Origin of the sequence: Octadecabacter arcticus 238, assembly GCF_000155735.2 — a bacterium.
Lineage (GTDB): Bacteria > Pseudomonadota > Alphaproteobacteria > Rhodobacterales > Rhodobacteraceae > Octadecabacter > Octadecabacter arcticus.
In genome coordinates this window covers 3,540,984-3,553,960 of sequence record NC_020908.1, presented here as the reverse complement: position 1 = coordinate 3,553,960, position 12,977 = coordinate 3,540,984, and the positions used below count along the sequence as shown (strand labels likewise).

The following is a 12,977-nucleotide window of genomic DNA, read 5'->3' as shown; positions in this document are numbered from 1 at the left end:
CATTTCTGACGGGCCTTCTAAACCTCAAACCGAGTCTCACCTTACCGGCGGCGGTCGCGGCGTGATGACATTGGCTGGAATGCGACGCTGACATGGGCTTCGCAATAAGGTTTGCCCTGCTGCACAGCCAAACCACAAAACCAGAACTGTTCCGTTGCAGGATCGCCAACGGGCCACTTGCAGGTTTTTTCGGTCAATTCCATCAAGCTAATTTTCTTGGCGGATTTTTCCACCTCGTTGACCTTGCGCAAGGCCTCTGGGCTGATCTCATTGGCGGAAGGCTGCGGTGGCAACGGCTGACCGGCAGGAATGATCTGGCGGCGCGCGAACGGCACTTTGGGCTGGGGTGCGGGCGACGCGGATTCTGTGCGCGGTTCCTGAATTTCTGCAATCTCGGTAGAGGCGACTTTCGGCGGTTCCTTGGGCTTGGCCGGTGCCTTGGGCTTGGCGTCTGCTTTGGGGGTTGTCGGCTTGCTTGCGCCGCCGGACGTTGCACGGTTGCTTAGCCCTAGTCGGTGGACCTTGCCAATGACTGCGTTGCGCGTAACGCCCCCCAGTTCTTTGGCGATCTGGCTGGCGGACTGGCCCTCCCCCCACATCTTTTTTAGCACGTCTACGCGGTCGTCGGTCCAGGACATATTAGTTCCACTTATTTGGCCAGAGGTTGGGTATGTGCCCCATGTCGCGTATGGGGTTGAGAAATCTTTCAATTCCCTATTCTAAGCTCCCTAGCGCCGGATACAACCACCCCCACGCCAAAAAGGAATCACTGATGCATGACAGCAAGGCCGAAATGGCAAATGATATGGGCGTGCGTCGCTTCGGTGCGGTGAACTGGCTGGGGACATGGACACTGGCGCGCCGAGAAGTTTTGCGGTTCATGAACGTCTGGTCGCAGACGATTATGGGGCCGTTGGTGAATGCGGGTCTGTTCCTGCTGATCTTTACGATCGCCATCGGCCCGCAGCGCGGTGACGTGATGGGTGTGCCGTTTATGGAATTCCTCGCGCCAGGAATTTTGACAATGACGGTGATCCAGAATGCCTTCGCCAATACCTCGTCGTCCATCGCATCTGCCAAGGTGGGGGGTAACATTGTCGACACGCTGATGCCACCACTGTCGGCGCTTGAGCTTTTGGTCGGATACATCGCAGGGGCCGTGGCGCGGGGTATGATCGTCGCGGTGGTCATCACCATCGGTGCCGTCTGGCTGATCGGCATGCCCGTGGCCCATCCGGCTTGGGCGCTGACGTTTGTTGTGCTCGGGTCGATCCTGATGGGCGCACTGGGCATGGTGGCAGCGGTATTCGCCAACAAATTCGACCAGTTGAGCGCCATTACCAACTTCCTCGTGACGCCGCTCGCATTTTTGTCGGGCACATTCTATTCAATCGAGGCCCTGCCGCCGTTGTTGCAAACTTTGTGCCACTGGAACCCGTTCTTCTACATCATCGATGGCGTGCGCTTTGGCACCATCGGTATAAGCGACAGCAACCCGTGGCTTGGCCTTGCCGTGGTGCTTGGCTGCTCGGCGGTGATACTGTCGGTTGTGTGGTATTGGCTGAAAATCGGCTATCGCCTGAAGGCTTAAACCCGACCACCCATGCTGACAGGGATGCGTCGCGCGCGGCTGCGGTTCACCGCCTCGCGCCACGCGAGCAGTGCTGCACCCGACACGATGATCGCCGCCCCTAAAACGCTGATCCAGTCGGGGATTTGCGCAAAGATTGCCCAGTCGTAAAGGCCAGCAAAAATGAGTGTCAGGTAGCTGAACGGCGTCACAAAGGACGCATCCGCGCGCGCAATGGCATTGATAAAACAGGTCTGCGCCCCCGCCATCATCAGCCCAAGCGTAACTAAAACGCCCCATTGCGCTAACGTCGGCGGCGCCCAGAACGCAATCACTGCCACGCTCATCAACACACACCCAATGGCGTTGTTGATCAGCAAAATCTGCAGCGCCGGTTCGCGGTCCGCCAGCTTTTTGATTAACACCAACTCAAACCCCATCGCCAGCGCCGCCCCAAGGGCCAGCAATGCAGCAACCTGAAACGTATCCGGCCCAGGGCGCAACAAGATCAACGCGCCAACAAACGCCATCGCTGCGGCCAACCACCGCCAGCGTCCGACTTTTTCGCCCAGAAACGGAATTGCCAAAATCATCCCGAACACAGGGTTCAAAAAACTAATCGCCGTGGCGTCCGACATCGGAATGAACGCGACAGCGGCAAACATCAGCGTCACACCCGTCGCGCCGAAGATGGTGCGCGCCATATGCAATCTCATGTTTGGGGCGCGAATTTTTGGGCGCAGCACCGCGCTTGCCGTGATGAAGCCGATGAACGCAAACATAAATCGTCCGTGGCTGATCTGTAGCGGATGCAGCGGTGCGCCAAGGGTGTCGGTCCCCAATGACTTTGCGGCAAGCATCGTTCCCGCGATAAACAAGGTCGCGGTGATCATCAGCACAACGGCTGTCAAAGGGGCTTGGGGGCGGGCCATGGACGTCAATGCCACGGCCAAGATTGCGGATCAAGACAGGTGTTGATTGCTAAACGCCGCCGTGTTGCCCTATATTTGGTGGTGACATTATGGGAGCGTTACGATGCAACGAACCGGCCACTGTCTTTGCGGGGCAACCCGTTACACCATCACCTCGGGCGCGAAATTCGGCATCAGGTGTTATTGCAGCGATTGTCGGCGGTTGTCGGGGGCAGGCTCTGTGGCGCAGTTCGCCTTTCCAGAATCTGCCGTTACGATAGAAGGTCCGCTCAAGCATCATTTTGGCACAGCCAACAGTGGCAACGCGCTCGATTTCGGGTTTTGCGGTGATTGTGGTTCGCCCATCATGAAAGCAACGACACGGGCCGAAGGTCTGATATTTGTCTATGCAGGCAGCATGGAAGATATGGACGGTTTGCCGCCTCTGCGTCCGGTGTTCGAAGAAGCCCGCCCCTCATGGGACGCGCCGCATGCGACACGGGCACCCGAGCCTTAGGTGCAAGGCAATCGCATGAACAATAACGATGTCGACAAATGTTGTAGAGGCTGATTCGATGGGTGATCTTTACTGTTTTAACGAGGTCATATGCCATGCCAACCCCAAGTTCACCTGAGATCCATCCCATTGAATTTCTTACGCATTTTTCAGATATAAGCGATTCACGTCAAGAGGTTAAAGTGACTTACCCTTTGCCGGAAATACTCCTCTTAACCCTATGCGCTGTTTTGTCAGGTGCCAATGACTGGACGGCCATCTCGATATATGGGACCAAGAAACTGGGCTTTTTGAAGCGTTTTCTACCTTTTGCAGACGGGACACCGTCCCATGACCAACTTGGAAACATCTTTGCGGCCTTGGATGCCGAGGCGTTTCAGGCCTGTTTTATCGACTGGGTGGCCTCCCTTAACAAGACGGTGACTGGAGTGGTCGCGATTGATGGGAAAACCTCTCGCCGCAGCCTGGATAAAGCTGGCGGCAAGGCCGCAATTCACATGATCTCGGCCTGGAGTTCGGAATGGAATCTGACGCTGGCGCAACGGCAGGTGGACGGCAAGTCCAACGAGATAACGGCCATACCAGAACTGTTGGAACTGCTCACCCTGAAGGGGGCTATTGTCACCATCGACGCTATGGGATGCCAACGCGAAATCGCCGCGAAGATCATCTCCAAAGAAGCAGACTACATCCTCGCTTTGAAGGGTAATCAGGGCAGCCTACGCAAGGACACAGAATTATTCATGACGGAACAGGCGGCCGTAGATTATGACGACACAACAGTCACTTACCACGAAACGGTAGAGAAGTCTCATGGCCGTATCGAAACAAGGAGGGTCACAGTGTGCACGGATATTGACTGGCTTAAAGCGGACCACAATTGGCCCGGTTTGAAAAGCATCGTTATGGTCCAGTACCACGCCATCCTGCAGGATAAAACGCGCGCCGAAACCCGCTATTACATTTCATCAATGACATCAGATGCTGAACATCACGCCAAAGCCATCCGTGACCACTGGGGAATAGAAAACGGGCTGCATTGGGTCATGGACATGGTGTTTCGCGACGATGAATGCCGTATCCGAAAAGGCAATGCTCCAGCGAATTTTACGACCATAAAACACGCTGCAAGCAACATGCTGCGCTCCGTAAAGGGGAAGCATAGCCTGCGATCAAAGCGCCACATTGCATCATGGGATGATGATTTCCTCGCCGAAATAATTAACACCTAAATCTCATGCGATTCCCCTGGCCTTAGGTGGTAGCCCCCTTGCCAAGCCAGACCCGATTGCCCTAGAAAATCCCCATGATATTATTTTCGACCCAGTTCGCGCTTCGACTCCGACGCTGATCTTGTGATCCGCGCCGTGACACCTGTTGGCGAACCGCTCGCTAAATCCCCAATATTATGAACTTACAGCCCCCGCTCAAAGACCTATGGGCCCTTATTTGCAAAGGTTGATCGCAATGATCACGTCTATCCTTCCGACCTATACCCGTGCCCCGCTGACATTCGTTAGTGGGTCAGGCTCTTGGCTCGTGGAAGCAGACGGGCGACGTTTCTTGGATCTGGGCGCAGGGATTGCGGTGAATGTGTTGGGCCATGCGCACCCCGATCTGGTCGCGGCCCTGACGCAACAGGCCAACAAACTATGGCATGTGTCCAACCTGTATAACATCCAACCCCAGCAAGAGCTTGCGGATCTGCTGGTCGAACACACCTTTGCCGACACGGTCTTTTTCACCAATTCCGGCACCGAAGCTTGCGAATTGGCCGTCAAAATGGCGCGCAAATATCACTACGACAAAGGCGCGCCCGAACGCACGGACATCATCACCTTTGATGGCTCGTTTCATGGGCGCTCCGCCGCTGGCATCGCCGCTGCGGGCTCTGAAAAGATGACCAAAGGCTTTGGCCCGCTGTTGCCCGGATTTGTCCACCTGCCGTTTGGCGATCACGACGCCCTGACGCAGGCCGCGGCATCCCCGACAGTTGGCGCGATCATGGTCGAACCCGTGCAGGGCGAGGGCGGCATCCGCGCGCTGCCTGACGCCTGCCTGAAGGGTTTGCGCGATCTGTGTGATGAACATGGCATCCTGATGATCCTCGACGAAGTGCAATGCGGCGTGGCCCGCACCGGAAAATTGTTCGCACACGAATGGTCTGGCATTACCCCTGACATTATGATGGTTGCCAAAGGCATCGGCGGCGGCTTCCCGCTTGGCGCCGTTCTTGCAATACAAAACGCAGCGTCCGGCATGACCGCTGGCACCCATGGATCGACCTATGGCGGCAACCCGCTGGCCTGTGCGGTGGGCTGCAAAGTCATGGACATTGTCGCCAACCCCGACTTTATCGCAGAGGTAAATCGTAAAGCAGGCCTGCTGCGCCAGAAACTCGAAGGCCTTGTCGCGGGCCATCCGGCGGTGTTCGAGGCCGTGCGCGGCAGCGGGTTGATGCTTGGCCTGAAATGCAATGCACCCAATACGGACATCGTACAAGCAGGCTACAGCGAAAACCTGCTGACGGTTCCGGCAGCCGACAACGTGATCCGCCTGCTGCCGCCACTCAATATTACGGACACCGAAATCGAAGAGGCTGTCGATCGCCTCAAAAAAGCAGCGTCAAAGGTCGCCCTCACTCTTTGACCTTTTCTTAACCCCGTCTTTGCTTCGAAAGTATCCCGGGGGTTCGGGGGCTGGCCCCCGTCCGCCATTAACCAAAAGCGATATCCTATGACCCATTTCCTCGACATCCACACAACTTCCCCCGCCGACCTTCGCGGCATCATCGACATGGCTGCGTCGATGAAAACGGCGCGCGCGGGCTTGCCCAAAGGCACGCCGGACGCAGATCAACCGCTGGCCAACCACATGGTCGCGCTGATCTTTGAAAAACCAAGCACCCGCACTCGAATCAGTTTTGATGTAGGCGTGCGGCAGATGGGCGGCGAAACGATGGTGCTGTCGGGCAAAGACATGCAGCTGGGCCATGGCGAAACCATCGCAGATACCGCCCGTGTGCTGTCGCGCTATGTCGATCTCATCATGATCCGCACGTTCGAGGAACAAACCCTGCTGGAAATGGCCGAATACGCCTCTGTTCCGGTCATCAACGGGCTGACAGATCGCACGCATCCGTGCCAGATCATGGCTGATATTTTGACGTTTGAGGAACACTCGGGCCCGATTAAGGGCAAAAAGGTGGTCTGGTCCGGTGATGGCAACAACGTCTTTGCGTCCTTTGCCCATGCTGCCAAACAGTTCGATTTTGATCTGGTGTTCACCGGTCCCGAAACCCTGCAACCCGAAGCAGCGCTTGACGGGCTTTATACCACTGAACGCAATCCCGACATTGCGGTGCAGGGCGCGGACCTTGTGGTGACGGACACATGGGTCTCCATGCACGACCCACAATCGGCCCGTGAACGTCGCCACAACCAGCTGCGCGGCTATCAGGTCAACGCGGGTCTCATGGCCAAAGCCAAGCCGGACGCCTTGTTCATGCATTGCCTGCCCGCGCACCGCGACGACGAAGCCACATCAGAGGTCATGGACGGTCCACGTTCGGTCATCTGGGACGAGGCAGAGAATAGAATGCATGCACAAAAGGCTGTGCTGCGATATTGTTTGGGGACATGATGCGCAGGCATCCGCCCCAGCACGCACCGCGATTGCGATAGGGCAATCGCTGCCTCCGTGTCGGCGAAACTCTGTTTCACCGTGGACGAGGCTGAAAACCGCATGCACGCGCAAAAGGCTGTGCTGCGGTATTGTTTGGGTCGATAAATCCAACGGGTTTTAGGCTGCACACGGTGCTAGACTGGGCGAAGGGCAAGCGCCCACAATTCCTGCGCATGACTGCGATTGCCAAGAAACCGGCAATTGCTGCCGCGGCCCCGTCGTAACGTTACATCTTGTCTCGTTCTAAATCTGGCATATTATTTAACCTATACTCCCGCGCCTGAATTGACCTGAGGTTTTCCCCTCAAATCACTTTGTATTCCTTGAGCGATATGACGCGGAAGTTGTCGGTGACGGTGTCGCGGAACTCTGGCCATTTTTCTGGCAGGGTCTTGCGGAAGAAGTCGAAAATGGCCTCTGTGAATTGGTTGAACGTTGCATAGTGCCGATTGTGGGTGACCCATTTGTGCATAACACCCCAAAGACGCTCGATCGGGTTGAGGTGCGGGGCATATGCTGGCAAGAAATGCAACTTCACCCGACGTTCTGGGCTGTCCAGCCATGGCTGTAGTATCTTGGCATGATGATAGCGGGCATTGTCGACAAAGACGTGGATGGCCGTCTTGGTTTGGTTGTTGCGTTCCAACTTTTCCAGCATCTGTCGGGTTGTCTGGGCATTGATCTTCTCGCCTTCCACAAAGGTGAACTGGAAAGTCTCAAGGTCAAGCGCGCCCTGAATGTTGAGCCGCTTGCGCCCTGATGTCGCCTTCAGGGCCGTCTTTTGTCCCTTGGGGAACCAACCATGGGCGGGGCGGCTCTGGTGTTCGGGGTGGACAGCGTCCGAAAAGACAACCATCTCATCTGCGGCCAACCCGTTCATCAGGGCCTCATATTTGGCAATAAACGCAGCCTGCTTGGCTTCATCGGCCTGTGCAGGCAGCAATTGTGGTTTCTTATACGCGAACCCCAGGCGGCGCATCAGCTTGGCGGCTCCCGACGTGCTGTAGTTTTGGTCGCACTCGGCTAGAACATAGGCACAGACCTCATCGGCATTGCGGGCAGGCTGCGCGGTGAAATGGGCTCTCACCGCCTGCTCTTGCACGACGGACAAATGACCCTGACGCTGGCTGTAGTCCTTCAGACCGAAAAACGATAATCCCGCACCGGCAAAGGCAAATCGCCACTCCGTCAAAACTGTCGGGCCAATATCCAAAATCCGGCAAACCGTTCCGGCGTCTTCTCCTGCGTCCAAAAGAAGAAACGCGCGCGCCCGTTTCCAAACAAGGGCGTCAACTTTGCGGCGGCGGCAAAGCGCTTCAAGTGCTATGCGCTGCTCGTCGGATAAGGAGACTGTTTTGTATTGCTTGCTCATAAACTCAAAATACAGACTGAACCGCCTTTGGCCATGCGACGAAGTGAATCGCAGGCCCAAAATCGTCAGGTCAATTCAGGCGCAGGAGTATATAATCTATAGCCTGAGTAACATGACCGATATCAACCGAAATATCACAGTGCATCCTGCCTGCCTGTCACGACCGTGGCATGCTTTGTATCGGTTTGCATTTTATCCTGTGCTGATCACGCAAGGTCCGTTCATCAGATGGAACACGGTGAAACTGCCCGAACCGATAGGTCCGCGCGCGGGTGTCATCGGCGCAGGTCCGGATTTGCGTCTTTTGATCCTTGGCGACAGTTCTGCCGCTGGCGTCGGTGTCTCTGATCAATCCGACGCGCTGTCGGGCCAGATCGCGACACTTTTGTCAGATCAAGTGCGGTTGGACTGGCAGCTTGTGGCGCGCAGTGGCGACACCACGCCGATGGCCTTGTGCCATGTGAAAGCTGCGCAGCCGCGCCAAGTTGATATTGCCGTGTTGGGCTTGGGCGTGAACGACATCCTGCGCGGCACGACGCGCGCGCGATGGCTCGCCCAAACACAGGCGCTGATTGATTATTTGACCGATGAAATGGGCGTTGGGCACGTTTACGTCTCTGGCCTGCCACCGGTTTGGCAATTCCCACGCCTGCCCAACCCGCTGCGCTGGACGCTGGGCCATCGCGCCGCGCGGTTTGATCGCGGCCTTCGCAAGATGCTGGCCGATCAGACCACGGCGACGATGATCCCCGCCCACATCAAAATGCATGCAGACGTCATGTCCGAAGACGGGTTTCACCCTGGCCCATGGGTCTACACGCAATGGGCGCACGCGATTGTTGCGCGGTTCAAGTTTGATCGCGGTCTCTGACCTTGTAGCTTGGCCGCGGCGGGCTTAGTTTCTGGAAATTCATAAAAGGATATCGCGATGCCTGATACTGCGACGCTTGGCTTGTATGGTCTTGGAACCATGGGAAGCGCCCTCGCTCTCAATATATTGGACAACGGTTTTGCGCTGCATGTGTCCAACCGCTCCAGCGACGCGGTGCCGCTTTTCGTTGAAGAAGCGGGTGCGGATGGACTGGCCGACAAGCTGACGGGCAGCGACAGTCTGGACGCGATGGTCAACGCCATGCCCGCCCCGCGCGCAATCATTCTGATGGTGCCATCGGGCAAACCCGTTGACGCGACAATTCAAACGCTGATCCTGCTGCTGGCCAAGGGCGACACGATCATTGACGCCGGAAATTCCGATTTTCGCGACACGATCCGGCGCACCAAAGACATTGAACAACAGGGCCTGACATTCATCGGTATGGGCGTGTCAGGCGGCGAAGACGGCGCGCGCCATGGCCCGTCGATCATGGTCGGTGGCAGCCCCGCTGCGTGGAACGCTGTGCGCGAGGTCATCGAAGCGATTGCTGCCAAATTCAATGGCGAACCTTGCGCCGACCACCTTGGCCCCGACGGGGCAGGGCATTTCGTCAAGACGGTGCACAACGGTATCGAATACGCCGATATGCAACTGATTGCTGAGGTTTACGGCTTGATGCGCTATGGCCGCGGACAATCGCCCGGCGACATTGGCGCGGTTTTTGATCGGTGGAACAAAGGCGCGCTCGAAAGCTATCTGGTCGAAATCACGGCCAAGGTCCTACAGGCCACTGACAGTGAAACCGACCAACCCGCCGTCGACGTGATCCTTGATGCGGCGGGACAAAAAGGCACGGGCCGCTGGACCGCAATCGAGGCCATCCGCATGGGCCAATCCGCCAACGTGATCGAAGCGGCCGTTGCTGCGCGGGCATGGTCGTCCGAGGGCGCAGCGCGCACTGTTGGCGCAGACATTTACGACACGCCGCGCGGCGAACTGGCGCTGAGTGACGTTGATCTTGAATCCGCGCTGCTGGTAGGGCGCATCGTGTCCTACGCCCAAGGGTTTCGTATACTCACTGCGGCATCGGATGAATTTGACTGGTCTATCGATTCCGCCCGCGCCGCTGAAGTCTGGCGCGCAGGGTGCATTATCCGCTCTGCGTTGCTCGATGATATTGCGTCGGCATTCCGCAGCGACCTGCCCGAAGGCCAGTTGATTTTTGCGGACCACTTTGTGGTCCTGATCCGCGACGCGCTGCCAGCCTTGCGCCGTGTGGTGAGTGGCGCAACCGCCGCGGGCCACGCCGTCCCTGCATTGGCCAGCGCGCTGGGCTTTCTGGACACCCTGCGCACCGCACGCGGCACGACGGATTTGATCCAAGCTCAGCGGGATTTCTTTGGGCGGCACGGGTTTGTGCGACTGGACGGGCGCAAGGATCAACACGGGCCGTGGTGGGATTGATCCGGTTGCGGATGATCTGGTGATCAGCACCTGCGGCGGGCGGCGCAGTGGGGGCCAGCCCCCACGCCCCCGGGGTATTTGAAAAGCAAAGAGCAGGAGCGGCGGTTATTTGCGGGGCTTCGTGCGCAATGTCGGGTCGGCTTGTGTCGGGTCTTCGGGCCAGGGGTGGCGCGGGTAGCGCCCACGCATGTCTTTGCGCACGTCACCGTAGGATGTGGCCCAGAAACCGGGGACATCCATGGTCGTCTGGATCGGTTTTTGGCCGGGTGACAGGAACGTCACGCGAAGCGGGCGCCCCGCGACAGTCGGATGACGGGTGGTGCCGAACATTTCTTGTAAACGCAGCGTGATTTCAGGCGCGTCGCCGCTGTAATCGATCGGCGTGTGGCGGCCCAGTGGTGTGGTGAATTGCGGGGGGGCTTGGGTGTCCACGCGCTGCATCTGGTCCCACGTCAGGATCGCGCGCAGGGCCTGCAAGGTGTCATGGGATTTCCACTGTGACGTGGTCTGCACGCCTGGCAAATAGGGGAGAAGCCAGTCGTTGACGCTGTCCATAAGGGCGGTGTCTGACAGGTCGGGCAAATCGGGACCAACGGCGCGTACGAGCTCAACACGGGCGCGAAACCGGTCGGCGGCGGCGCTGAATTTGAACCCCAACGCGCGCACCCCGTCAAGCATCGCATGGGCCACCGCGTCTTTCGGCGCGTCCGTCCACGCCACATCCGACAGCACCACCGCGCCCAGTTGTTCCTGCGTTCTCGCCAGCACTTTGCCGCTGCGTTTGGACCACGAACAGGTTTGCACCACGTTGATGTGATCCCCGGCTACGTCGCGCACGCTCGCCTCGGAAATCACGAGAGCGGTGCGAATTTTCGCTTCTCGCGGGTTGCCATCAGTGTCGGTGACGATCAACAGTCGCTGCCCTGCAAGCGCATCCGCGCCGTCCATCACAGCTCCCTTGCCACCCGACAGCACGTAGCGCGGATCATCGCCGGTCCGGCGCAGCGCAATACGGTCTGGATAGGCCATGGCCGCATAGATTTCGCTGGTTTGTTCAGCCCGAACGGGGGCCAGTTTCGCCAGCCGCTTGGCCTCTTGTTTGACGCGGGCCAGCGCGCCTTGGCGCACTGGATAACCACCGCGCTCTCCTGCCAGTGCTTTGATACGAAATGACAAATCCGCCGGTGCGCCTTGCAGGATATCGCGTTCTGACAGCAAGGCCGCCAACCCTGCAGCCGCCTTGCCGCCCGTGACCAACATATGCCCCAAGCGCGGATGTAGCGGCAGCCGTGCCAGCGCGCGTCCGTGTTCGGTGATCCGCCCGCCGTTGAGGGCCCCGAGCGCGGTCAACAGGCTGCGCGCTTCGGCTAATGCGCCCTCCGGCGGGTCGGTCAGAAAGGGCAATCCATCGCTGCCCCAGACCGCCAGTTCAACCGCAAGCCCTGTTAAATCTGCCGCTTCGATCTCCGCTGGTGGAAACGCCGCCAAGGCGCCGTCTTCGCCCTTGGCCCAAAGTTTATAGGCGACCCCTTCGGCAACGCGCCCTGCGCGACCCGCGCGCTGGGTGGCCTCGGCGCGGGTGACGCGTTCTGTGACCAGTCGCGACATGCCCGATCCGGGGTCAAATCGCGCGCGGCGCGACCGCCCACAATCAACCACCACGCGAATGTCTTCGATGGTCAGTGATGTTTCGGCAATCGACGTGGCCAGCACGATCTTGCGGCCCGATGTGATTGGCGCAATTGCGGCCCGCTGATCGGCAAACCGCAAGGCACCATAGAGGGGCCGTACAGAACAATCGCTTGGCAATCGCCCTGCCAGCCGCCCCTGAACCCGCCTGATTTCGCCCTCGCCGGGCAGGAACACCAACACGCCGCCTTTTGTTTCACCAACCGCCTGCGCCACCAAATCCGCCGCCGCTGCGTCAAACCGATCTTCTTTGCGCAACGGTCGATCCAGCCAGCGCGGTTCCACCGCATAGGCGCGACCCTGCGACGTGACTGTTGGTGCGCCAACCAAATCTGCCACCGGCCCGGCATCCAAGGTCGCGGACATCACCATAATGACCAGATCAGGGCGCAGCGCCTCGCGCACTTCGAGCGTTAGGGCCAAGCCCAGATCGGCGTTCAACGAGCGTTCGTGGAATTCATCGAAAATCACCGCGCCAATGCCGGTCAATTCAGGATCGCTCTGGATCATGCGGGTCAAAATACCTTCGGTCACAACCTCAATCCGCGTTTGTTTTGACACTTTCGTCTCGCCGCGCATCCGGTACCCGACGGTTTGCCCGACGTCCTCCCCAAGCTGTTGCGCCAACCGTTCCGCCGCGGCCTGCGTGGCCAAACGGCGCGGTTCCAACATGACGATCCGTCCTTTCACGACGCCCGCCTGCAACAGCGCCAGCGGTACCCGCGTCGTCTTACCAGCACCCGGTGGGGCCTGCAAAACCGCGCAGCCGTGTGCACGAACTGCGCCCAACAGCTCCTCAAGTACGTCATCAATGGGTAACTGGTCCCTCATGCCTCCTTCATCACGGTTGAAAATCCTATTTTCAACCCTTGGTAAATAAACCGATGTGCAACACC

11 protein-coding genes are annotated in these 12,977 nt (G+C 58.4%); 7 read left to right on the top strand and 4 right to left on the bottom strand.

Features of this window, described 5'->3' with window-relative positions; genetic code table 11:
• Positions 1-41: 41 nt before the first annotated feature.
• On the bottom strand, positions 42-638 hold the full coding sequence (locus tag OA238_RS18390) for a GcrA family cell cycle regulator (protein WP_015496340.1): 597 nt from the start codon (positions 636-638) through the stop codon (positions 42-44).
• Between the two features lie 134 nt (positions 639-772).
• Here OA238_RS18390 and OA238_RS18385 point away from each other — a divergent pair, with 134 nt between their 5' ends.
• Positions 773-1,591: an ABC transporter permease gene (locus tag OA238_RS18385; RefSeq protein WP_044037156.1), complete on the top strand. Its 819-nt coding sequence runs from the start codon at positions 773-775 to the stop codon at positions 1,589-1,591.
• On the opposite strand, the gene OA238_RS18380 is transcribed toward OA238_RS18385, so the two are convergent.
• Positions 1,588-2,502, bottom strand: a complete 915-nt coding sequence (locus OA238_RS18380) for a DMT family transporter (protein ID WP_015496338.1) — start codon at positions 2,500-2,502, stop codon at positions 1,588-1,590. The two genes, OA238_RS18385 and OA238_RS18380, sit on opposite strands and share 4 nt — an antisense overlap.
• 103 nt (positions 2,503-2,605) lie before the next feature.
• Here OA238_RS18380 and OA238_RS29185 point away from each other — a divergent pair, with 103 nt between their 5' ends.
• The 4 genes from OA238_RS29185 (at position 2,606) to argF (ending at position 6,640) form a co-directional block, all read left to right on the top strand.
• Positions 2,606-2,998 carry a GFA family protein gene (locus OA238_RS29185; RefSeq protein ID WP_051076523.1) on the top strand — a complete coding sequence of 131 codons (393 nt, stop codon included), beginning with the start codon at positions 2,606-2,608 and terminating at the stop codon, positions 2,996-2,998.
• Positions 2,999-3,060: 62 nt separating this feature from the next.
• On the top strand, positions 3,061-4,230 hold the full coding sequence (locus tag OA238_RS18370; protein WP_083906669.1) for an ISAs1-like element ISOan1 family transposase: 1,170 nt from the start codon (positions 3,061-3,063) through the stop codon (positions 4,228-4,230).
• Between the two features lie 235 nt (positions 4,231-4,465).
• On the top strand, positions 4,466-5,647 hold the full coding sequence (locus tag OA238_RS18365; protein ID WP_015496337.1) for an aspartate aminotransferase family protein: 1,182 nt from the start codon (positions 4,466-4,468) through the stop codon (positions 5,645-5,647).
• A gap of 87 nt (positions 5,648-5,734) precedes the next feature.
• Positions 5,735-6,640 carry an ornithine carbamoyltransferase gene (gene argF, locus OA238_RS18360; protein WP_015496336.1) on the top strand — a complete coding sequence of 302 codons (906 nt, stop codon included), beginning with the start codon at positions 5,735-5,737 and terminating at the stop codon, positions 6,638-6,640.
• Between the two features lie 346 nt (positions 6,641-6,986).
• On the opposite strand, the gene OA238_RS18355 is transcribed toward argF, so the two are convergent.
• Positions 6,987-8,054, bottom strand: coding sequence for an IS630 family transposase (locus OA238_RS18355; protein WP_015493922.1), 1,068 nt, complete (start codon positions 8,052-8,054; stop codon positions 6,987-6,989).
• Positions 8,055-8,166: 112 nt separating this feature from the next.
• Between OA238_RS18355 and OA238_RS18350 the strand changes: the two genes are divergently transcribed.
• Together OA238_RS18350 and gndA are read left to right on the top strand one after the other, a co-directional pair.
• Positions 8,167-8,925 (top strand): SGNH/GDSL hydrolase family protein, encoded by a 759-nt coding sequence (locus OA238_RS18350; protein WP_015496335.1) that lies wholly within the window; start codon positions 8,167-8,169, stop codon positions 8,923-8,925.
• Between the two features lie 57 nt (positions 8,926-8,982).
• Entirely contained in the window at positions 8,983-10,392 is a 1,410-nt protein-coding gene (gndA, locus tag OA238_RS18345; protein WP_015496334.1) for an NADP-dependent phosphogluconate dehydrogenase, read from the top strand.
• A 105-nt stretch (positions 10,393-10,497) separates the two neighbouring features.
• Here the strand turns inward: gndA and hrpB are convergent, their stop codons facing one another.
• Entirely contained in the window at positions 10,498-12,912 is a 2,415-nt protein-coding gene (gene hrpB / locus OA238_RS18340) for an ATP-dependent helicase HrpB (protein ID WP_015496333.1), read from the bottom strand.
• Positions 12,913-12,977: the final 65 nt, after the last annotated feature.